13 protein-coding genes are annotated in these 23,765 nt (G+C 37.5%); 6 read left to right on the top strand and 7 right to left on the bottom strand.

Annotated features, from left to right (window positions below; genetic code table 11):
• The first annotated feature begins 20 nt into the window (after positions 1-20).
• Together JO40_RS04805 and JO40_RS04810 are read left to right on the top strand one after the other, a co-directional pair.
• Positions 21-6,458 carry a hypothetical protein gene (locus JO40_RS04805; RefSeq protein ID WP_044978357.1) on the top strand — a complete coding sequence of 2,146 codons (6,438 nt, stop codon included), beginning with the start codon at positions 21-23 and terminating at the stop codon, positions 6,456-6,458.
• Positions 6,459-7,235: 777 nt separating this feature from the next.
• On the top strand, positions 7,236-8,372 hold the full coding sequence (locus JO40_RS04810; protein WP_044978358.1) for a sigma 54-interacting transcriptional regulator: 1,137 nt from the start codon (positions 7,236-7,238) through the stop codon (positions 8,370-8,372).
• Here JO40_RS04810 and JO40_RS14485 read toward each other — a convergent pair.
• The 7 genes from JO40_RS14485 to tmk all read right to left on the bottom strand — a co-directional run bounded on the left by JO40_RS14485 (position 8,369) and on the right by tmk (position 13,433).
• Positions 8,369-8,911 carry a hypothetical protein gene (locus tag JO40_RS14485; protein ID WP_245609012.1) on the bottom strand — a complete coding sequence of 181 codons (543 nt, stop codon included), beginning with the start codon at positions 8,909-8,911 and terminating at the stop codon, positions 8,369-8,371. The two genes, JO40_RS04810 and JO40_RS14485, sit on opposite strands and share 4 nt — an antisense overlap.
• 95 nt (positions 8,912-9,006) lie before the next feature.
• Positions 9,007-9,468: a tetratricopeptide repeat protein gene (locus JO40_RS14490; protein ID WP_245609013.1), complete on the bottom strand. Its 462-nt coding sequence runs from the start codon at positions 9,466-9,468 to the stop codon at positions 9,007-9,009.
• Between the two features lie 3 nt (positions 9,469-9,471).
• Positions 9,472-10,536 carry a hypothetical protein gene (locus tag JO40_RS04820; RefSeq protein WP_044978359.1) on the bottom strand — a complete coding sequence of 355 codons (1,065 nt, stop codon included), beginning with the start codon at positions 10,534-10,536 and terminating at the stop codon, positions 9,472-9,474.
• A complete protein-coding gene (locus JO40_RS04825; protein WP_144242243.1) occupies positions 10,533-11,423 on the bottom strand; it encodes a tetratricopeptide repeat protein in 891 nt (296 codons plus the stop codon). The genes JO40_RS04820 and JO40_RS04825 overlap by 4 nt, the downstream gene beginning before the upstream one ends.
• A gap of 67 nt (positions 11,424-11,490) precedes the next feature.
• Positions 11,491-12,120 carry a ribulose-phosphate 3-epimerase gene (rpe, locus tag JO40_RS04830; protein ID WP_044979704.1) on the bottom strand — a complete coding sequence of 210 codons (630 nt, stop codon included), beginning with the start codon at positions 12,118-12,120 and terminating at the stop codon, positions 11,491-11,493.
• Between the two features lie 53 nt (positions 12,121-12,173).
• Complete coding sequence (locus tag JO40_RS04835) at positions 12,174-12,788, bottom strand: hypothetical protein (protein ID WP_044978361.1); 615 nt, start codon at positions 12,786-12,788, stop codon at positions 12,174-12,176.
• 3 nt (positions 12,789-12,791) lie between these two features.
• Positions 12,792-13,433, bottom strand: coding sequence for a dTMP kinase (gene tmk, locus JO40_RS04840; RefSeq protein ID WP_084224558.1), 642 nt, complete (start codon positions 13,431-13,433; stop codon positions 12,792-12,794).
• Between the two features lie 31 nt (positions 13,434-13,464).
• Between tmk and JO40_RS04845 the strand changes: the two genes are divergently transcribed.
• The 4 genes from JO40_RS04845 to mutS are packed head-to-tail and all read left to right on the top strand — an operon-like array spanning position 13,465 to position 23,714.
• Positions 13,465-17,988: a translocation/assembly module TamB domain-containing protein gene (locus JO40_RS04845; RefSeq protein WP_044978362.1), complete on the top strand. Its 4,524-nt coding sequence runs from the start codon at positions 13,465-13,467 to the stop codon at positions 17,986-17,988.
• A gap of 14 nt (positions 17,989-18,002) precedes the next feature.
• The gene (gene bamA, locus JO40_RS04850) at positions 18,003-20,453 is read left to right on the top strand and encodes an outer membrane protein assembly factor BamA (protein WP_044979706.1); all 2,451 of its coding nucleotides are present in this window, start codon (positions 18,003-18,005) and stop codon (positions 20,451-20,453) included.
• An 11-nt stretch (positions 20,454-20,464) separates the two neighbouring features.
• Positions 20,465-20,992, top strand: coding sequence for an OmpH/Skp family outer membrane protein (locus JO40_RS04855; protein ID WP_044978363.1), 528 nt, complete (start codon positions 20,465-20,467; stop codon positions 20,990-20,992).
• Positions 20,993-21,005: 13 nt separating this feature from the next.
• Positions 21,006-23,714 (top strand): DNA mismatch repair protein MutS, encoded by a 2,709-nt coding sequence (gene mutS / locus JO40_RS04860; RefSeq protein WP_044979707.1) that lies wholly within the window; start codon positions 21,006-21,008, stop codon positions 23,712-23,714.
• Positions 23,715-23,765 lie beyond the last annotated feature (51 nt).

Below are 23,765 nucleotides of genomic sequence, written 5' to 3' on the forward strand. Positions count from 1 at the left end.
AAAACTTTTTAGAGGTTTTTATGAAAAAGAACAGATTTTTTTTAATTTTTTTGGTTTTAATTTTGTTTACGGTATTTTTGAGTGTTACTTGCAAACAAAACATAGGTTTGGGCGGCACTATCGATATTGAACGCCCGGACGGACAAATTATTTATCCTGATGCAGGAGGTGCACCTATCAGGGGTAGTTTTGTGATGAAAGGAACGGCAAAGGACGATGAGGGTGTTAAAGATGTTTCTGTTGTATTTAAAAATACTGAAACAGGCTGGGTCTCTAAACAATATTCTGCTGGCTTATCAGATGTTAATAATGGCTCTGTAATATGGACTCTGTCTGTTAATAATGAATTTACCGGAAGGACAAGAGATGGTCATCCCTTGGTAAAAGAGTATCCGATACCTGACGGTAAATACATTGCTACTGTTACTGTTACTGATATTACAGGTAGAACAACAAGTTTTAGCCGTGAGTACGATATTGACAATACTCCCCCTGTGTTTATTGTGTCCCGCCCGTCGACGATTGTCTTAAACGATGATCCTACCGCACAGGCCGACCCTTACGGTTCGGTTTTTACAGTTATAGGACAAGCGGAAGATCGAAGCAAAATAGAGGATCTTACTTTAACAGTTGACGGTACCGATATAAGCATATCGAAAAAATTTGTCGGAAAAAATATAAACGAAGAAATAGCTACTGCTGTGAAAAATGATACCGAGTTTACAGATCCTTTGTATAAATATAATGATATAAATGGAAATCCTAAAATTAAAGCGCATGTATTTTTAACCGATAATGCGCGCTTTTTTAAAGGCGACGGAAATGAAGGTGAGGGAAACACTTCGGAATGGTATTATTTGCGGGATAGAGATATCCGATCGGTTTTGGAAAAAGGATATACCGCCGATGTTATAAACGATTATTTTGCGGGGAAAAGAGGTTCGGCTTCTTCATCGAATAAAACGCTGAAGCTTTTGGCAAAATTATATGACGACAGTGATCCTGAAGGACAGTCTGTAAAACAGATATTGGAAAATGCCCGCATCATGACAAATGGCGTTACCAATGAAAAATTTTCCTTTTTTACGCTGGATCCGAATAAATCGCCCGGTTTTAAAGTAACAAATGGAACCCATTTTCCTCAATCCTATCCCGCGACGACTCCAGATGCGGATTTGCCTCATCCCGGTGTAGAGTTTTTCAGCGGTTCGGTACGGCCTAAAGTTTCTCTTAAGCTTATTCCGAATAGAAACAGCACTCCGTTGGTTGACCATTTCAATTACAACGGATACAGATCGAGCGGTATTGTAATCAATATGTATAAATGCAACGATGATGTTTCGTATGTTGCTTCCGGCGATAAAAAAATATTGAATTTGGTGCAGTCCGCTACCCCTGCTTATTCTTTAAAATTTGCGGATTTATCGACACAAGACGAACTTAATCAGGTTGTTACCGGCACAAGTGAATTGACCGTACAATGGCAGCTGCCGAATCCTGCTACTTTTTCTGCCGGATATTATGTAATAGAAGTAGAAGGAAAAGATACCGAAAATAATGATTTTGTTGCTTATGATAGAAATAATTCGCCCGGAGGCTCTTTCGTTATCAAGTTTGAACCGGCAGGTAACCACCTCATGATACTTCCCGGTGCTCCTTCCGGGTTTGTAAAAGAAGCTTTTCATGTCATTGCAAATGTTTCTTCCGGGCAGCCGGTTACCAAGGTATGTTATAAATTGGATGGGCCGGCGGGTGAAAGCGATACGGAACTTCCGTACTCTTCCGGAACCGAATGGAAAACCGCTGTGCCTGTTTCACTTGGTTCATTATCGGAGGGACCACACACAGTTCATTTTTGGGCTAAGAGTGCAGGTCAGACTGCTGCTGCCGAAAAAGCGTTTATTAAAGATACAACAGGTCCCGTGCCGGTTTTAGAATATCCTCCGGCAAATGCCGAGCAGGCGGGAACCGTAAGAATTATGGGAAGCGTTAGCGATGCCTATGCCGGCGTAAACAAGGACGGTACGAAGTACATCATAGGAAAACAGACTTCCGTGCCAACCATTAATACTACTACTGGTTGGCGGGTTATGGATAAAACCACTCCGGTTTCATGGGAGTTTACGTATAACTTGGATGATTTTTCGTCAAATCCCGCCTCTCACGGTGATTTGGTTAGCGCGGGTGTGTACGATATTCCCGTCTATATTTTGACCGAAGATACCATAGGAAACAAAGCTGTTAAAGACTTCACTATACGCTATGATTCGAACGGCGACAAGCCGGTTATTACAGTACTTTCACCGCAGCAAAATCAAACTTTGGGCGGTACCGTCCAAATATTCGGTACGGCAGCTGCCCGACTGGGCACTCCTGCAGACATCGGTAACGTATATATTCAGTTTTCAAAAAACGGCGACTTTAACGATACTGCAAACGGGAATATGACTTTCGGAACATCCGGCGGCGGCTATGATGCCGATTGGTATAAAGGCGGCGACGGTCAACTTGTACCGGGTACTGACGGTGCTACCGGTGGCTCGAATTGGCAAATTTCGATAAATGAAAACGGAGCGTTTAATAACCCGAACGGGCAAAACTGGGCGGTTTATTTCAGAGTCTGTGCCAAAAATAAAACTACCGGTAAATTAGGTTCATGGTCAGAGACTATAAAAATCTTTATAGATGAAAATTATCCGACAATCGGCAGCCCCGATTCCTTAAAGCTGGTAAATAAATCGGACGATTCAAATCCGATAAATTATACATCGGGTATGTGGATCGCTGACGGGAAAAAACTTATCGGTTCTTTATACGACGACTCCGGAATAAAAACCGTCGAGATTTCATCTCAGGAACTGTTGGGCAATCAAAAATATAATTTGTCACAAGCGTTGTCAAACCATTGGATTGTCGAAGACACCGCACATGCGCCTGCTTCTCCCGGTGCAAAAAATTATATGCTTCAAATTCCTCTTGATTTAAGTACGCTCAGCGAAGCGTCGAAACGCAAAGGCGAGATATCGATAAAAATCAAAATAGTTGATGTGGGACAAAACTTGTCGAGAGAAGAAACCGTAAAGCTGAACTTCGATATTACGCCCCCTGCAGGTGATTTGGGAGACTTTATCTACAGATACAGCGGAAACGTCAGAGTATCTTCCATAACGGACTCCAATCTTGCACAAAAAGTAAAAGAAAAGGCTCCCGGCTCGTCTCCCGATTACAGCAAGCTGCGCCTTTTAATTAACGATAATATCTGCACGGTAACAAACGTCAGCGGAAATACGGTGTCTTTTGCCCCCAATCTCGATAAAGCGGGCACATACAATTGTCTTTTATATGAAGCGCCGTATATTATACGGAACGACGGCGGAAACTGGATTGTGCGCGGTGTTGCAAACGACGACGGCTCGGGTATAAAAAAGATCGAAGCGACGGTTACCGTTGACGGGATGTCCGAATCAAGCGGTGAAATTACAGGAAATAAAATAACCAAACATCTCGGCGGACAAGTCAGCTGGGAAGGAGAAATCAATTTAAGCACCCTAAAGGACGGTAAAGGAAAACTGAGCTGTAAGATTTACGATGAGCAGGATAACGTATATACAGTTCCCGATGTCAATGTAGTCGTAAAAAACAAGCCGATCGCCGTACAGAAGATTACGCTTATGACGGACATAGGCGGTACACAGAAATCGTTTATAAGCGATAATTTGGATATTCCGTCCAACAAAGATACAAACCTCGATTTTACGGCGAATTTTGCAAGCAGCGGTTTTGCCTTTAAGAATAAAGATAATTCTAAAATAAAGGTTGACTTTACCGGCGGATACGGTACGGTAAAATATCAGCTTAAAAAAGAAAATGGTACTCGATTGGGAGGACTTACCGCTATTACAAGCGGCGGTGAAATCGATTTAAAGGATCATTTTGGCACGACTGCAGATAAAATCAACAATTCAAACGGTACGCCGACAAAAATTATCCTTGAGTTATGGGGCGAAACGGCGGGCTATACACAAGGCACGGATTCCGCTTTTGCAAAAGTCAATATTACTACGCTCTTTGAAGCTATCGATACTACACCGCCGACGGTGGTCATCCTTCCGTTCCATTGGAACAGCGAAAACGATAACTCGCTATACGAAAACAAACGCACCAACGGGCATGTGGAAATTGCAAAGATTAACAGCTTAGGCAACGATCACTCTTCCGTTTCGGGCAAGGTTACAATCCGCGGGTTTGTGTATGACAATATTAAAATTGATTCAATTACAGCTGAGGTATCCGGTAAAACGTTAACAACTGCGCTTTCCGGCAATGGGCCGTGGACGGCCGGAACAATAACTTCGGCAGATGGTATTGTATTAAAGGTAAAAAAACTCGGTGCCGACTATCTTGGTTATTACGTTACATGGCAGATTGATTGGGACACTGAAAAGATGAGCGTAGGGCTTGCGAAAGACATTAAAGTAACGGCTAACGATGGAACAACGACATTTTCCGATACCGGAGTGACTACAGCAAAAACAACAGGCGTTACCCGGGCTGAAAAAAGATCTGCAGAAAACGCTGTTTTCGCAAATAAGAAGCCGGGACAGTTCGTTGTGTTTACAAAAGGCGAAACGCAGTACCTTACACGTATAAGAAGCGTAACAGGCAATAAGGCAACGCTTGAAGATGACGTCCCCACTGAGGCAACCACAGCTTATATGTACGATTATACTGCAAACGAGCCGAAAACAACGGTAAACGTTGTGCCGTATATTACGGAGGTAGTAACGGGTTTAAAAGGTGCCGACGGCAGTCATAAAGGCGCCTTCTCTCGCTCTTCGACCGGCGAATATCCGGTACGGGCTGGGGAAACGATTAAAGTAAAAGGTTTTAACCTCGCAGGCGGAACGGTTATGCTCGGCACCTCTTCGCTCGGTACGAATTTGAACAGCGTAGCCATAGTATCATCGCATACGAGCGACGATTTGTCTGTTAAGGTGGGTTCTATCGAATCCGTCAACAACAAGGTGGATATTACAAAGCCGTACAATATTGAAAGCAATGGAATTAATAACGATATCCTCAATGCAAAGCGTAAGCTGTTTGTATGGAATATGAAACCTATTATCAATAACAACTTTATGGAAAGCCCGCAGTTTGTGATGGATAGTAAGAGTAATTATTATATGTCTTACGGATCTTTGGCCGGAAGTGATATGAGTTTCAATATGATGAAAAACGGCACTGTAAATCATACATCAACACAAATGGCTTCTGCAAATATTATTGAACAGTGTTTTAGTAAATATCATAATACCGTAATAGCCTTTGATGATAGCGAAAATATGTACGGAGGTGCAACCAATACCGATAGAGCCGGAGGAAGTACGAGTTTTACGTTCTTCTCTCGTGAACAAGGCGAAGATGCACTCGGAACAAGCGGAAATTATACCGGTGGAACAAACCGCCGCCGTCTTGAAAACAATAATAATATAGGCAGAGGTGTTTATGATGTAAACCGTGTGCAGATACCTAAGTTGGCAGTTAGAGGACCCGCCTCCGATGCAAAGGTTGCTCTTATCTATTACGATAGAAATAACAACGCACTTCCCATTAAATTCCGTTACGGCTCCGTTACCGCTCCTGATAGCATTTCAAACGGTTTAGGTTATAATGTAAAGGATGATGGAGATTACAGCGATCCTAACAATTCAGGTTCTGCACGAGGCTATGAAGTTATAGCGGATAATGCGGATACCACCGTATATAAGAGCGGGGGCTATGCTGCCGTTGCTCTTACCTCTACTGAACGAGCCGTTGCCGTGTGGTATGATTCCGTAAACAGCCGATTGGTATACAGTTATCGTGATGTAAACAGTTATACGGAACCTGCTGCCGGTGCCGCTGATCGTAAAACTGCGGTATGGCAGGGTAATGCCGTAGTTGTTGATACCGGTGCACCGCTCTATGTTGATGTGGCAATTGACGATGAGGACGGATTACACATCGGCTACTATTCCAGCGGTGACGGCGGGGTGAAATACGCCTACTTGCCGCCGAATAAAGTAAAAGGGACAACAAAGCCTGTTTCTACAGACTTTAAAGTTGTTAAGGTCGATACCCACATGAATCCCGGTACCCTTCTCAAAATTGGTGTACGCAAAGAAGATACCAAGCAGGTTCCGTACATCAGCTACTATCATAACGGTTTTTACGGTTCCGCAAATGCAGCGCGTATCGCCTGGCTTAAAGACGGTATTGCTTCTGCCGCCGACGTTAAAAACGGCGTTGAGAACGGTAAGTTTACCGGTAATTGGGTGGTTATGACGGTGCCTGCAAGCGCCGGTATCCAGCAGTACACGATTTGTCAGGGTGTGCCTACGAGCGGTAATTATGCAAATAAGGTTATCGCCGCATACTTTACAACAAAGAATTACGAGATGGCGGTGCTGACGAAGTAACTGTTCCGCTTAGCGAGTTATCCCCCCGTCGGTAATCCGATGGGGGATTTTTTATGTGATGTGGGAAACCGCGGAAAGACAGCTGGTTTGGTAAGAGATCCAGGTATGAAGTGTCGAATGGAGCTGTTGCGATGCGGAAAATAAAAAAGAAAAATCGAAATATAAAATTAGATATTGACTTTAGTATGAAATGTGTGTATGCTCTAAATCAGGGTCAAGAGTGCTGCCTTTAAGTGGTGCGTCGAGTTTTCTCGCTTGGCTCTCTTTTTTTGTTTGGAGGCTTTTCATGTATTTACTATATGCTGATGATTCAGGAGTAACTTCAGACCCAAATGTAAAATATAGTGTTTTGGCAGGTTTTGCAACTTTTGAAATTTTGAATATAATGATAATGCATATTATGCAATAATTAAAGATTGTTTTGATAAAGAAAAAAATCTACAACATGGATTATATCTTTTGGAAAAAAATAACATATAACATCAGAAAGGAACGTCATTCAGCAGTACACGATTTGCCAGGGGGTACCGACGAGCGGGGACTATGCAAATAAGGTTATTGCTGCATACTTTACGAACAAGAACTACGAGATGGCGGTATTGACGAAGTAACTGTTCCGCTTAACGAGTTATCCCCCCGTCGGATTGGTAGATGGGGGCATCTTTTTACACATGTCCTCTAATTAATCTTTGCACTCTTGGCGTGCCTTGCGATTAATTTTCGAGGTATTCAGAAAATAAGGCTTGTAATAAAGGCCGAAATTTGATACAATAAGATATGAAAAGGTGTGTTTATGCGGCGTATTCTAAAGAAGACGCAGATTACTTTCTTAACGAAATCAAAAATTTATGGGATGTAACTTTAATATTTGATAGCAGCAAAATAATAGAAATTTTAAAGAATGACAACTTTGATTTTGTGATTTTAGATGCTGAGGCCGGCGGCTTTTTTTTGAGGGATATATCTGCATTAATAAAAAAAGAATTTCCTGACATACATATATTTATCATAATCCATTGTAATAAAAACGAGTGGAACTATGATTTATTCGGAAACGATATTTCGAGTATTTTCGAATTCCCATGCGACTTAAAAACTATTTATAATACGATTGAAAATTTTTTTCTTGATTCTTGTTGCCATGATAGGATTGCTGATTACACAATCGAAAAAGAATTCGCAGACATATTAAAAAATGAGGTAATTGGTGTAAGTAATTCCGTCAATGAACTTAGAAATTTTATATATAAAGCCTCGCAGTCAAAACTGCCTGTTCTTTTATTGGGAGAGACCGGTTCAGGCAAAGGTTTGGCAGCAGATTTAATACATAAACTTTCACCTATTAAAAATAAAAAATTCCTCTCAATAAATGTCAGCTGTATACCGGAAGAATTGGCTGAGTCTTTTTTATTTGGAACAGAAGAGGGGAGTTTTACAGGAGCAATTAAAAAAGAAGGGGTCTTTTCTGAAGCTAAAGGAGGGACTATATTTTTAGATGAAATGGAAACTCTTTCTATGGATGTTCAAGCAAAACTTCTACATGTTCTTGAGTCAGGCTTTGTACGGTCTGTGGGGGCAGTTACTGAAAAGAAGGTTGACTTCCGCTTAATAGCATCATCTAATGAAGACCTAAAACAGATGATACAAGAAAAAAAATTCAGGCAAGACCTTTATTATAGGCTGGATGTTTTGCGCCATGAAATACCGCCTCTAAGAAACAGAAAAGAAGACATAAAATATCTTGTTTACGCTTATTTATCCAAAATAAATAAAAATATAGATGATGAAGCTATAGCTAAGCTGCGTTTATATAACTGGCCGGGAAATATAAGGGAGCTTTATAACTGCTTAAATAGGGCAGGGATGCTTGCCGGTCAGGAACAAAGAATAGAAGCCCAGCATATACAATTTTAATCGTTCTCAGCCGGTTTTTGAGTTTGGTGAAGACCTTTTCCTTTTAGACAAACCGTTCCATCTTTTATTGTTATTTTACCCAGCACGCTGATAGGTCTGTCTGCATCTATTTTTGAAACAAATTCACAAAATACGGGAACTACACCTTCCAATATCTGCTTTGTGTCATACCCTACTAAGAGATTAAAAGCCGTACTATAGGTTCCTGTTTGAATATTTGTAGGCATTCCTTTCCAGACTACCCAGCAATCTAGGTAGAGCAGAGGTTCCTGTTTTACTTGAGCATAAGAATAAACATCTTGGATATTATCAAAACCCGGCTCGTCAAAGTAATCCATCAAAAGTCTTGATTTTTGTTTTATTGAAAAAGACGCATTAGATGAGAGCAATCTGTTTATTTCAACTTGGGCTGCATTGTCTCTATGAGCTTTAAAATAGTTTTGAGCATCCGTATAAGATTTTAATATTTGACTTTGAGTTAAAACATATAAATAAGAACCTTCCATATCTACGGCATGTTTTCTTTCATTGCTGTCCAATTTAAATTCATCTAAATTAGCTCTATCATTATCAGAAAATTGTCTTGTATTAATAACGTAAGGAACGATAAAAATAAGAGAAATAATTGAAATGCTTAAAACAAGAGCGATTGCAATAATCTTTCCTTTTTTTCTTCCCTTCCCGGGCTAGGGTAAAGGGTTTTTATTTTTCCGGATTGAACCAAATTTCCGATTTTTTCGGGAGAATTATTTTTACGGATAATATCTAATCCTTTTTTTGCAATCTTACAATTTGGATTATGCTCAAGGGCTTGCAGATAATATTCTACAGCTTCTGCAGTAAGTGAACGTCTTAAAGCCATTGCTGCGTAAGTTGACAGTAAGTCCGGATCGTTCGGCTTTATTTTTTTTGCTCTTGTAAGATAGGTCATAGCACTTTGAATATCACCGGCATACAAATATGAAAGGCCTAAATAAAAATGAAACGCAAATGAATCTCTGTAGTCAAGGATATGCGGTTCTAGTGTTGAGATTACTTCATTATATTTTTTTTTGCTTAATAATTTTTTACCTTGGTCTACAATAGAAACGGCCATTTTTTATTCCTGTATGTCCTGTATTGCGTTATCGGTTTGGTTTATTAAGTCTTGAATATACTCATCAGTTACTATGTCAGGATTTGATTCAACTTCAAGAATTTTATCCAATAAAGTTTGTATGTATTGATAATCTTTTTCATCCTTTGGATTCATTTTTTCGGTGTTTGCCGAAGGAGTTTTATTATTTTCTTTATCCGTAATTTTTACCTGAGATTCTTGTATATTATTTTCAGCATTCTTCCTTAAAAAATCATAACAGCCTATCAGCATTGTAACATTCATCTTCTCACCGTTTCCTACCATTTCTTTCGGCCAAACAAACAGAAGGGCAGAATCGTTATGAGAATATCTTGTACTAAAAAGTCTTCCCGGAACGGCATTAGGCAGCCACTTGCGGCTTTGAAGTCTTTCCCAACTAGCAGCGTAAATTATTTGAGGAATTTTTGCTTCAGAATGATTTATTAAAAACAAACAAGCCAAATCGGAATTTGCAGAAATGACGGCAGAGTCTCTTTCCAGTTTAGGTTCTAAGACCGTCTCTCTAAAAAGTCCCGTTCTTAAATCCGTATATAAAGGTGTTTGCCTCCTTTCACCTAGGTTGGTATCAAAAATTGCCTTTAAAGCAAACTCTGAAGTACTGCCGCTTGTGTTTTCAATTATAGTTTCAATCTTTAAAAGATGCCCTCCGGTACCGTAATCCTTTTCGGTAAAAGACAGTTTTTGGGTAACATAGAAAGAATCATTAAACTCATATAAAATGCTTATTGAATTTTCATCAGCCTCAATTTTAACTGGTTTTCCTATTCGTTTTTTTAGTTCATAAATCTTATTGTCTTTATAAACGTAAAATTTATTGGTTCGGCCTAGAGACCTATCATCATAAAGAGGTACATATTTATCCTTCCCTTTTTGAGAAAGATTGTAGAGGCAAAAATTTCCCGTCTTTCTAAAAACTACTAATTTAAGATTATTTTTTAAAAGTTCATAATCAGGCAAAGATTTAGCATGTAAAAAAAGTGCAGCCATACCTAACAATAAAATACTGAAATATTTTTTTCCTCTCATTGATTTTGGTCCTCCAAAAGCTGATTATACATACTTTGCAAAATTTTAGCTTTTTTTATTAGAGCTTCAATCGCAGCACGCTTAGCATTGGGATCGGAGTAATCCGCTGATTGAGTACCGCTATTTTCCGCCATTTCGGAAGTATACTTAGAATCCATACTTGCCAAAGCCGCTAAAATTTCTTGATTTTTTAAATCAAGCATTACAAATTTATCATATAACTCTTCATTTTTCTTTCTTTCCATTTTGAGCTGTTCCGAAAGTTCTGCAATTCTAATATCGCCGCCGGTATCGGAAGATTGCCTTTGATATGCGGCAAGAGTTTGCTCATAAATTTTTTTATTTTTTTCGGATTCTTCGGAAAGTTTTAACAGTTCTTCATGGCTTATTTTTAAAAGTTGTAAAAGTTCGTCTTGTGTAGATGCCTGATCTATGAGGGCTATCTTATATCGGGCAGGTTCGACCTTTGCCGATGAAGGATAATCTATTATAACTCTGGAAAAAATAGTTCTTGCATCTTTTAAGCGTCCTACCATATATAGGTTTTCGCCTATCCAATAATAAGCAGATGCCGTTTGTCTGTGATTGGGATATTTTCTTAAAAAGCCGTATAAAATATTTATGGATTGTTCATGTTTTGCAGATAGACAATATATTCTACCTTGCTGATAAATAACCTCAGCTGTTTTAGAGCTTCTAGGAAATTTCTTTAAAAAAATTTCGGCATCGTTTAAAGCAACAGGATAATTCCGGGCTGAGGCATTTGCCATTATAAGCCAATATAAAGGCTCATCCAAAGAATTTTTTGAAATTTCCATTGCCTTTTGAAATGAAAATACTGCTGATGACCAGTCCGAACGGGCATAGGCATCTAAGCCGGACGACATGTAATCGGTGTAATCTTGTGTAAAAACATTTAAAGCAAAAATCAAAAAAATAAAATAAAGATTTTTTTCATAGTACTAAATCTCCCGAAAAAAATGCCGAACCGGATACAACAACATCCGCTCCTGCATTTACAACCGTCTCAATATTTTTTGAGCCGACTCCTCCATCTACCGAAATCAAATAAGTGCCTTTTTTTTCTTCACGCATTTGTTTTAACCGTTTTACCTTTTCCAAACAATAGGGAATAAGTTTTTGTCCTCCGAACCCCGGATTAACACTCATAATCAATATCAGATCAACCAGAGGTGCTATATGTTCGAGTGTTTCGATAGGTGTAGACGGTACAATGCTTACCCCGGCCTTCATTCCGTGCGAACGGATATCGGCAATAAGCCTGTCTGCATGTATAACCGCTTCAGCATGGAAAGTAAAATAATCGGCTCCTGCATCGGCAAAGGCTGCTACCAAATTTTCAGGATTATTTACCATTAGATGCACGTCAAAAACCAGCTTGGAGCAAGGCCGTATAGATTTTACTACTGGAGCTCCAAAGGTTAAATTAGGCACAAACTGCCCATCCATAACATCTATGTGAACCCAGTCTCCGCCGTTTTTTTCTATAAAAGCCAATTCTTCACCTAATTTTGAAAAATCCGCACTTAAAAGCGAAGGGCTTAATTTAAAACACCTACCCATATATACCATATTAGCAAACAAATGAATATATGTAAATAGGTAAATAGTAAAAATCAATAAGTAGTATCATCCATATTCATAAAGTCCTCTCTGACTTTTTGAAGGCGAAGAAGCTCCCTTTTTATAGTCCGCTCATAGTTTAAATCTCCTGAAGCAATGCGGGCTCGTTCATTTTCCCAAAAAGGAAGACCGTCTAAAAATATGAATTGAAATTCCCTCATATTGGCCTTTTCGGCCCATAGTTTTGCTTCATGCCAATAAACAAGAGCTGTCTCATAAAATTCTTCCGCCTTAGAAAGGCTTTCGATATTTTGTTCTTTCCAAGGGTAATTATAAAAATATGCAACTTGTTTGTCAAATTTACTTCCTAATCTTAAATGCTGCTCGACCATTTTAAGGTTTAGGTGCATCATAAACATATACCGGTATTTTTCCCATTCTTTCTTAGTATTAATTTTGCATAAAGCATGAAGAGGGTTACAAAAATCGGCGTTTATTGCCCTTTCAAGCCAATAAATATTCTCAACTATATCATCGGGTTCTTGTTCGTAGTGGATATGATAGAGTTTATAATACTGCTCTTTGTACTCTACAAAATAAGAAAAAAGTTGATTATTTGAGAAAATAAAAAAACATAAAACAATAAAAGAGAAAAATCGCCTTTTCATCGATTATATTTTCGGCAAATTTTTTACAATACTCCATAATTTATTGTGAATTTCTTCAATTTGTTCAACAGCGTTAATTATGACTATGTTCATTTTGGGCTCTTTTGCCCTGTATTCATCTATAACCTTCTTATATTCATCTTGAACCTTGTACTGAAAAGTTTTTTCTTCATATATTTCGAGCATATTACTTCGGCCTATGACCCTATTCATAGCTTCATCAACGGGCAGATCAAAAAAGAATAAAAATTCGGGGAGAGGAAAGCCGTCGTTTTGAAGTTTTACAAGTTCGGCGGCTCCTGCAGCAGTTTGATAGGCAAGACTTGAAAAAACATACCTATCCGAAAAAACAGCCATTCCTTCATTAAGCCGATTAAGAATTCCTTGTGTACCGTAAATATGTTCGCAGCGGTCGGCAGCAAATAAGCGCGTCATTGTTTCGGGTGCCAGCTTAAAAGAACCTTGAAGAGCCGCACGGATTAAAGTCCCAATAGGGCCTGATGTGGGCTCTTGCGTAAATGAAACAAGATGACCTTTATCTTCAGATTCAAATCTTTCTTTTAAAAGTCTTATTTGACTTGTCGTTCCCGAACCGTCTATGCCCTCAAGTACAACAAAGTTAGGTAGTATCATGAGGCCTATCATAACATTTTTTTTTTGATATAATAGTAGTCGAGTGGAAAATATAAAAAAAAGACGCATCATAGAAATTATCGTTTTTCTCGCAATAGTTGTAAGCTCTTTGATAGTGTTTTATCCGGCAGCCAAAGCTCTGGAAGAGAGGCTTGTACATGTGCGGGATAATCTTATAAAATCTGTGGAAGAAGAATTTGAAATAAAGATTACTTATGCTTCCATATCCCCTTCTTTTTTTGATAGAATAAAAATAAGGGATGTGAATATTTACAATGCTGCAACAGAGCAAAAAATAGCACATTTTTCACTGCTTTATCTTGATTATAGATTATATTCGTTAATTAAAAAAGATTTTACTTCCGCACTTGTTTCTTTAGGTATTTATGACGGAGTTATAGATTTTAATATCGAAAAAAATAAGAATATTTTAAAAAAATTTGACACACAAGAAATTTCATCAAGTGTAGAAAAAGAAGATCAAAAAAAAGTTGAAAATACCGAACCCGATACGGTAGATATATTAAAAATTGTTGAAGAAAATTTAAAAAACACAAAAACTATTAAACCTGCAAAAATTGAATTAAAAAATATTGCATTAAATTACAGTAATAAAAATTCAAATATGAATTTTTATACCTCAAGCGGGAGCTTTGCATTAAATTCCGATAAAATTGATTTTTATATAAATTCAAATATTCGATATAATAATTTTGTAAAAGCGGATTTGCCCGAATTCAGTACGGCTGTGAATATAAACGGGTCGGTTTATCCTGCAACCGTTTCTGCTTCATCAATAATAAATTTTGCAGATATTAAAATCGGAAATATTTATATTGATAAATTTTCGATTTTTGCATCATATTTGAATAAAATAGCCTCTATTACAACATTGCAGGATATTCAGCCTATTGATGTAAAAGGTTCTTGGAATACGGCGGACAATAAAGGAAACATAAATATTGAATGCAAAGATTTGAAACCTCTTTTGTTGATTTCTCCTTCTGAAGAAATAAGTCTCCTTAAAGAATTAAAAGATGCAGCATTTACCGGAAATTTTAATTTAAGTTTTTCTGCGGCTGAAAATTTTTTATGGGATACGGTCTTTTCGGTTAAATTGCCCAAATTCAATATATCAGGCAACAGGATTGAAGAATCCGTTCTCAGCTTTAAAATTGGAGGAGACGGCAATCTTATAACCTTACAAAAACTTCAATTAAATAATTCGGATATAAATGTGTCTGCACAAGGTTCTTATAAGATTAAAGAAATCGCTCCCGATTTTAATTTTAATATTTCAAAATTTAAATTAGGATCGGGAGAAAATATCGCAATGTGTTTAAATGTCTTCTCGGAGCAAAATAAAATTTTTTCTAATATTCCCTATCTGGAGATTGGAAAAGCTCAACTGAAAGATATTGCGTGTGTACTTGAAAAAAAAACGGGAAAAACCGACATATACATATCGGGGAAAGATACTAAGGGGGCTTTTAGCCTTGACGGAACATGGTCTCATCCTGTATCTGATGCCGAAAAAAATGTTAAACAAAACATGGGGTATTTGGAACTTCATGGAGCGGTTGATGCGATCAGCATTGAAAACATTTACAATGGAGTAAAGGCTGTTACCGATGTTAAGGTGCCTGCAAAAGAGTTTTTAGAAGACTTTATTTCTCCCGTTCAAATGACCAGCGAGTTTTATTTATCAAGCGACTTTAAACATTTTTCATATAACATAATCCAGACTGTTCTTGCTTCAAGTTCGAAGAATGGATTCTACAGTCTTTTTTCTCTTCAAGGAAATGAAACTTCTTTTGACATCAGCAATATTGATATTCTTTTTAACAAAATAAACCTGCGCGGTAATGTAAGTTCCTCTTTTGAAAATGAAGGAATGGTTTTTGATTCTCTTTTGACTTTAAACGATATAAGCTATAAGGTTTCCGGCTTAATGACTGATGAAGTTATAAGTGTTTATGGAGATTACGGTTTAAATGTAAATGTGTTAAAAGATTTACATAAAAATATAAAGGGAACGATACAGGTAAAAGAGCTTCCCGTTCCCTTTATAAATTCCATATTTTCCGCCGACACAGCCTTTGAATACAAAAATCAAAAAGACTGGATGATCACTTGCAATTATGCAAAACTTGAATACCTTGAGCCTGATATTACAAAAACGGATGACACTTTAGAGTTTTATACCGAAGGTTATGTCAAACCCGATGAGGCTTTTTTTCATGATGTAAAAGCCGGTATAAAAAATAAACAGCTCGAAGGTACCGCTGCCTTTAATGTTCTTCCTGTTTCGGATGAAAAAATCAATCAATATGCAGTTAATCTTTCACTTACGGATAAAAACAAAACGGAAAGTTTAATCTTTAATTCTTCATTTACTTTTTCCGACAAGGTTTATTTTGACGGTACATGTAAAATAAAGGATATATCGCTTAATCGTTTTTTAAAAACACAAAAAGGAGAAAACAAAGCAGATGCAGAATTTATATTTCTTGGAAATCAAGAAGCCCTTTCAATAAAAACCGATTTAAAAAAAATATCGTTTAATCTAAATGGGCAAAATCTTGAGGGCATGGCCTCGGCTTTTATCGACAACAATAAAATAAGCCTTTATGACTCCTCCTTGAAATGGGGTATTCACAATATAAATAAAATTGAAGCCTCTATCAGCCCGTCTGAACAAAAAGGATTCTTGAGCTTTTTATATGAAGCTGATTTAAAAGAACAGAATAATAATGAAAATCTTGATACTAAAGCCTCATTTTATTTTGATTTTATGTCTAATGCAGATAAAAATAATGAAAATAAGAATACTATAGAAAAAACTCTTAGTATGACTTCTCATTTTAATATAGATATGAAAATATCGGATTGGATACTTGCAGGAAAAAAAGGCGATTCGGATATAAAAGCCTCATTAGTAAAGGAACCTAATATTATAGCCCTATATGCCGGAAACAATGATGAGATATACGGCTTTAAAACCGATGATGGAATTGTTTCGCTTCATATAGATGAATCGTTTCCCTTCCATCTGAATATTGATGGTATGTTTACCGAAAATGATATAAACCTCGCTGTAACAAACATAGGTATAGACCTTGCTCCGGTTATAGATATTATCCCTAATAATGATATTATAAAGTTTTCTGCAGGAAAACTTACCGGTAGCCTTCAGATAAGCGGTACCCAAAAAGACCCGCTTTTTTACGGAGAACTTAAAGGTGAAAAATTATTTTGTACGTCTCCTAACTATAGTCCTGATACCTATGGCCCTGTAGAAGTGCCGATACACATTGACGGTACAAATATGTCCATCCCGTATACAGTTCTGCATGGCAAGATTGGAAGCCTTTGGGGCGAGGCTAAATCGGAATTTATCGGCTGGGTTCCATATTATACGACGGTAAACTGCGGAATTCTTGAAAATACGCAGGCCCTTATAAGAACAAAAAATATAGCCTTTCATGCGGACGGAAGAGCCGAAGGGAAAATAAAACTTGAAATAAATCCGGAAACCATTGCATTGACAGGTGATGCTTATTTTGATAAAGGATACTTTTCAGTTCCGTTTGCTGATTTACAAAAACAAAAAGAAATATCCTTGCAAACCCAAAATAAAATCGTTTTTTACATGAATTTAAATTTAAATTTGGGAAAAAAGTCCGAATTTAGGTTTCCATCAACTGAGCTCCCTATTTTAAGGGCTCTTGCTTATACTGAAAATGAACCTTTTAACTTAAACCTTGATACAGGTACAGAAAAATTTGAAATGTCCGGTTCTGCAAAAATTCGTACTGGCGAAATATTCTACATAAAAAGAAACTTTTATATAAAAGAAGGAGAAATTAAAATCCTTACAACGCCTTTTCAACAGATTGAGCCTATGATAACCGTCAGAGCCGAAATAAAGGATAAAATGGCTGACGGCCAGCCTCTTACAATAAACTTGGCTGCAAAAGATCAGCCTCTCGATATTGAACGTTTTAGGCCTGTAATTTCAACATCCCCTCCAATGGCAATGTCCGATTCCGATACGATGAACTTGATGGGGCAGGTAGCTTTGGGAGATTTAAAAAGCGGTAATATTTTAAAAGAAACACTACGCAATACCTCCGATATTTTAGCAAATATGGGTATTATGAGAGGAATTGAACAAGAAGCTAGAGACCTTTTGCATGTAGACGTATTTTCCGTAAGGAGCCTCCTCATACAAAATGTTATTTTGGAGAATTTATTTAGGACTTCAAAGGATAAGCCATTGACAATCGGTAACTATTTTGATAATACAAGTGTTTATATTGGTAAGTATTTTGGTTCTGCCATATATGCTGATGCAATGCTGCATCTTAGCTATTACGATCCGCTTTCTACAAACACAGATGCAGTTAGAAAACCTGTTTACGGGAATTTACTGTTTCAGCCTGAAATAGGTTTTGAAATGAATACTCCGTTTGTTATGCTTAGATGGCACATAACTCCCAGCAGGCCTGATTCTTTGTTTGTGTCCGATACAGGATTGACACTGTCATGGAAATTTTCTTATTAATTAAGGGGATAAAAATGTTGAAGAAAAAAATTATAGGTTTTATTCTAATCTTGTTTGCTTTAAACTGCTTTGCTCAAGAACCTGAGGGCTGGTATAATGGAAAACCTGTTTTAGAGATTCAGTTCAAAGGCTTGGAAAATATTGAGGCTTCAGAATTAGATGAAATCTTCAAGTCATATAAAAAAAAGCCTTTTTCCGATGAACTTTATTGGGAAATCTTACAAAAAATCTATGCTCTGGATTATTTTACCGATATTGTTCCTAAGGCTATACCGGCCGACGACAAATATCAATATGTCTTTTTGCAATTTACAGTTAAAGAAAAACCTGCCATAAAAGATATTATTTTTATAGGAAACAACAATGTAAGAAAGGCCGATTTGCTTTCGTCTATCAAGCTAAAAAAAGGTGATATATTTAATGAAATCAATGTGAAAAATGCCGAAAGAACCTTAAAGGCCTTTTATATCGAAAAAGGTTTTACAAAAGCCGAAATAACAAGTAAAATTTCTGAAGATAAAGAAAAAAACAGCATAAATGTAAAATTTTCCGTCAATGAAGGTAAAATGTCGGTTATAAGCAAAATACTTTTTGAAGGAAATTCAAAATTTCCCGAAAAAGCTTTAAAAAAAGTACTTGCTTCTAAGGAGTCATGGCTATTACAAAAAGGCTTTTTTAGAGAAGAAGCCTTACAAGACGATAAAAGCGCAATTAAATTATTTTATGGAGAACACGGTTATATTGATGCCCATGTTGAAACTATAAAAAAAGATATAGATACGGAATCCGATCCGCAAAAAGATCAAATTACTCTTACATATGTAATAATGGAAGGGGAACAATTTACATATACAGGCACCGATTTTGAAGGAAACTATATTTTTTCTACTAACGAGTTAAGCGAAAAAATTAAGCTAAAAAAAGGTGATATTTTTAACTTAAGAAAATTTGAAACAGGGTTTGGAGATATTGCCAACTTATATTTTGAAAACGGTTATACCGGTAACTATATAGACAAAAAAGAAAACCGTAATACATCGACAAAAGAAGTCGGTTATACAATTATAATTGTGGAACGCGAAAGAAGCCATGTCGAAAATATTATAATAAAAGGAAATACCAAAACTAAGGAAAATGTCATTTTAAGAGAAATTCTACTAAAAGAAGGTGATGTATTTTCTAAAACCAAACTAATGAATAGTTTTAGAAATTTAGCCAACCTAAGATATTTTTCTGCTGTTTTACCCGATGTTTTACCCGGCTCGGAACCTGATCTTGTTGATGTTATCCTCAATGTTGAAGAACAATCAACCGCCGGAATTCAATTCGGTGTTACTTTTTCAGGTTCACCGGATCCGGATACCTTTCCTATGTCCGTATTTGCACAATGGGAAGAAAAAAACTTGTTTGGGACAGGAAGAGAACTGTCGGTTAATGTAAATGCTGCAAGCGATACGCAAAGCTTAATTCTAGGTTTTACGGAAAACTGGTTTTTAGGTAAACCTCTTTCGGTAGGGTTTGATTTTTCAATATCGCATAAGACGATGTATAGTTATCAGGACTTGAACTATAATAATATAGCCGATCCTTTCTTTACTGAATCGGAATTTAATTCTAATTCTTCATTGGCAGATGCATTTAAAATGAAATATGACAAACTGGAATTCGGTGTAGGAATGAACTCAGGATATAGATGGTTTCCAAAATTTGCCGTTATAACCCTTAGGGGCGGGCTAAATTTCGGTCTTGTCAAAAACTTTTATGATAATAATCTATACAGACCTGTTGACGAAAAAGTTAGAAAGCAACAAGAAAGATGGGGCTTAACTAATTCTTTAAAGGTAAAACTGTCTGTAGATGATAGAGATATTACATATGATCCTTCTAAAGGATGGTTTTTAAGCCAAGAAGTAAGTTTTTTCGGCCTTATACCAAAAATTGAAGATGAGTACTTTTTTCAGTCGGACACAAAGGGAGAATTTTATATTACACTTTTAGACTACCCTGTAAGCGACATATGGAACCTGAAATTTGTTCTAGGTTTTTACTCAGGGTTTTCCTTCCAAGTCCCTCTTGCTCAGCAGTCTATAAGTTTTGAGCGGATGCTCTATATTGACGGATCTTTTAAAGGCCGCGGATGGGTTGGACTGGGGCTTCAAGGAGCCGGAACCGTTATGCAAAATAACTGGGTAGAATTTAGATGGCCTTTAGCTCACGGAATTTTATCACTTGATTTCTTCTTTGATGCCGTAGCTGTAAAAAAGGACCTGAATGACTTAAAAAACTTGAGTATAAACGATTATTATTTTAGTTTTGGGCCGGGACTTCGGTTCTCTATACCACAATTCCCTTTGCGGTTACTACTTGCCAATACGTTTAAGTCTGAAAACGGCAAACCCGTTTGGGGAAACGGAAAAGGTGCTGACTGGAGATTCGTTCTTTCTTTCAATATTCCAAATTTATAAGAGGTTAGATTATGAATAAAAAAGGTGTTTTGATTATTTTTATTATGTTTTTAGTGTCTCTCGGAATCTATGCACAGCAGATTACAAGATTTGCCGTAATAGATACGGGTTTAATATTTGATACTTTTGGGCGCGATGCGAAAGCAGCCCGTGATTATCAGGAAAAAAAGGAAAAATTTGAAAATCAAAAGAAACTTCTTGAGGCTGAGATTATACAGCTTAGACAAAGAAAAGTTAATGCCGAAGCTGACGGACAGGAAGCTGAAGTAAAGAAATATGAAGAAAGGATAAAAAGTAAAATTACATTCTTGTTGGAATATGTAAAAGCTTCAAATGATGAACTCAATATGCTCCGAAAGAATTTAATAAATGATGATGAATTTTACAGCAGCCTTTATGAAGCCGTCCGCCGCGTTGCCGAATCGGAAGGCTACACGATGGTTTTAAGCTATGAACATAATGCCGGAATAATATGGTACAGTCCAACCGTCGATATTACGGAAAAAGTTATTCAAGAATTAAGAAGACAAAGTGAATAAGCCTCAAACGCCCATGATGAGGCAATACCTCAGCATTAAGGCAAAATACAAGGACGAAATACTTTTTTTTAGGCTCGGCGATTTTTATGAGATGTTTTTTGATGAGGCCGTTGAAGTAAGCCGAATCTTAAACCTAACCCTCACAAAAAGAACCGATGTGCCTATGTGCGGAATTCCATATCATGCCGCAAAAATATACATAGCCCGCCTCCTGCGTGCAGGAAAAAAAATTGCAATATGCGAGCAAGTTACGGAGCCCGTCGCAGGAGGATTGACCGAGCGCAAAGTAGTCGAAGTTATTACACCCGGTACCGTTGCAGAAGATGACTTTTTGGAGCAGGGAAGCAATAATTACCTTGCCGCCGTCTATTGTTCAAACAAAAAAACGGAGGGAAACAGCGGCACGGACTACTATACAGGCTTTGCCTATATCGATGTTACTACAGGCAATTTTTTTGCTACATCCTTTCCTAAATCGGACTTTAAGGAACAGTTTTTAAAAGAAATAGGAAGAATAAATCCAAAAGAAATTTTAATCCAGCAATCTCTTCAAAGTGAATTACCGGCTTTAAAGCAAATTCTTTCGGAATTCCCTTCGATGATACAAAACTTTTATCCGGATTGGAGCTTTAACCCCGATCAAGCCGAAAAAAGGCTTTGTTCACTTTTCGGAACCGAAAACTTAAAAGGCTTTTTACTCGATATAGATTCTCCCGAAGTTCCGCCTGCCGGTCTTTTGATTCAATACTTGGAAGAGATTTCAGGCAGGAGCATCTCCCATATTTCGGGTATTAAAATTTATGCTGAAAGTGACTTTGTTTCATTGGACGACTCCACAAGAAAAAATTTAGAGCTCTTATCAAACCTTAGAGACAACAGTACCTCATACAGCCTCTTTGAATCGGTAAATTATACAAGGACAGCAATAGGAACCCGTCTTTTAAGGAGAAGGATAAGCTATCCTCTCCGTTCAAAAATTGAAATAGATAAGAGGCTTGACAAGGTAAACAGTCTTTTTAAGGATGGAAAGGCCTCGGCTATTATACGGGATACTCTTTCTTCCATACTCGATATTGAGCGTCTTGCCGGACGAATTGCTATGAAAAAGACTCACGGAAAGGACCTTCTTGCCCTTAAGCAAAGTCTTAAATCGATAATAAAAATAAACGCATTCATAGAAGAAAAAAAACTTGACTTTTTGCAGCTTAATGATGAAGAAAAAAAATTGCTTAACGAAATCTACGAACTTTTGGAAAGGGCAATTAATGAAGATTGTACAATAGCCTTAAATGACGGAAAACTTATAAAAAAAGGCTTTTCAAAAAAAGTGGACGCAATAAAAAACATAAAAGAAAATGCCCACGAAATTCTTGAAAAATATTTGGATGACGAACGAAAAAAAACAGGCATTAATAATCTAAAAATAAAATACAATAGAATGATGGGTTATTTTTTAGAAGTTTCTTTAGGAAATATCTCGGCTGTTCCGGATTACTTTATCCGCCAGCGTTCTCTGTCGAATGCAGACCGTTTTACCACTGAAACCTTACAACAAATTGAAGATAATATAAATAACTCTGAAGAAAGGCTGATCGAAGCCGAAAAGGATGCTTTTGATGAGGTTTGTTCCGAAATAGGTTCACATCACCGCTTTTTACAAAAACTTGCAGAAGAGGTTGCAGAGCTTGATGTAAACCAATCCTTTGCACAAGCCGCCGTTTTGCACGCTTGGACAAGGCCGGAGCTTTGTGAAGATTCCGGTATTTTGAATATAATCAACGGCCGGCACCCCGTGGTCGAAAACCATCTTAGAGCCGGAGACTTTGTTCCCAACTCCATTGAGCTATTATCCGGAGAGGATGACTCTTATTTAGATGATGATAGGCCGGATTCAGGCCAAGATTCCAAGAGTCCGGACAAAGATTCCAACAAAAATATTCCCTCCTTTGCAGTAATTACAGGCCCCAACATGGCGGGAAAAAGCACTTTTTTGCGACAGACAGCCTTAATCTGCCTATTAGCCCAAATAGGCTCCTTTGTTCCGGCAGAAAAAGCCGTTCTAAGCCCCGTAGATAAAATTTTTTGCAGAGTAGGCGCTACGGATAATCTAGCCCGAGGGGAATCAACCTTTTTAGTGGAGATGATAGAAACAGCCTACATCCTTAATTCTGCAACACGGAACAGCCTTGTCATAATGGACGAGGTCGGCAGAGGAACTTCTATGGAGGATGGGCTTGCCATAGCTCAGGCTGTAAGCGAACACCTCCTTAATACTATAAAAGCTAAGACTCTCTTTGCAACCCACTATCACGAGCTTACCCGCTTGGAGCACAAAAAAATCATAAACCTAAAACTGGATGTACTTGAAGCGGAAGGAAAGATAGTATTTTTAAAAAAGGTCGTACCCGGTGCTGCGGGAAACTCTTACGGCATCCATGTTGCGGGTCTTGCCGGTATTCCTCAAAGCGTTCTAACACGGGCAGAAAATCTTTTATACATGCGAAGCCGGTTCCAAAATGAAGAAAATATCCAAAAAACGGATTCTGCTTTACAAGGAGCTGAAATAGCATCTCTGTCAGCTCCATCTGCAAAAAATTTATCTCTTTTTCCTGAAGAAGAGCTTATCTTAAACGAAATTCTTTCAACCAATCCCGACGAAACGGCCCCAATAAAGGCTTTGCAGCTCATAGCTTCATGGAAAAGCAGACTTTCGGGGAGATAAAAACGTTTTATAGGTAAATGTGCTTGACTTTATATACGGAATAATATATTT

Source organism: Treponema putidum, from assembly GCF_000755145.1.
Taxonomy (GTDB): Bacteria; Spirochaetota; Spirochaetia; order Treponematales; family Treponemataceae; genus Treponema_B; species Treponema_B putidum.

Coding starts and splice junctions, on each gene's coding strand:
- bamA (WP_044979706.1), top strand. CDS start 18,003: ATGTTGAAGAAAAAAATTATAGGTTTTATTCTAATCTTGTTTGCTTTA.
- JO40_RS04825 (WP_144242243.1), bottom strand. CDS start 11,423: ATGTCGTCCGGCTTAGATGCCTATGCCCGTTCGGACTGGTCATCAGCA.
- JO40_RS04810 (WP_044978358.1), top strand. CDS start 7,236: ATGAAAAGGTGTGTTTATGCGGCGTATTCTAAAGAAGACGCAGATTAC.
- JO40_RS14490 (WP_245609013.1), bottom strand. CDS start 9,468: ATGGCCGTTTCTATTGTAGACCAAGGTAAAAAATTATTAAGCAAAAAA.
- JO40_RS04855 (WP_044978363.1), top strand. CDS start 20,465: ATGAATAAAAAAGGTGTTTTGATTATTTTTATTATGTTTTTAGTGTCT.
- mutS (WP_044979707.1), top strand. CDS start 21,006: ATGATGAGGCAATACCTCAGCATTAAGGCAAAATACAAGGACGAAATA.
- tmk (WP_084224558.1), bottom strand. CDS start 13,433: ATGATAGGCCTCATGATACTACCTAACTTTGTTGTACTTGAGGGCATA.
- JO40_RS04835 (WP_044978361.1), bottom strand. CDS start 12,788: ATGAAAAGGCGATTTTTCTCTTTTATTGTTTTATGTTTTTTTATTTTC.
- JO40_RS04805 (WP_044978357.1), top strand. CDS start 21: ATGAAAAAGAACAGATTTTTTTTAATTTTTTTGGTTTTAATTTTGTTT.
- JO40_RS04820 (WP_044978359.1), bottom strand. CDS start 10,536: ATGAGAGGAAAAAAATATTTCAGTATTTTATTGTTAGGTATGGCTGCA.
- rpe (WP_044979704.1), bottom strand. CDS start 12,120: ATGGGTAGGTGTTTTAAATTAAGCCCTTCGCTTTTAAGTGCGGATTTT.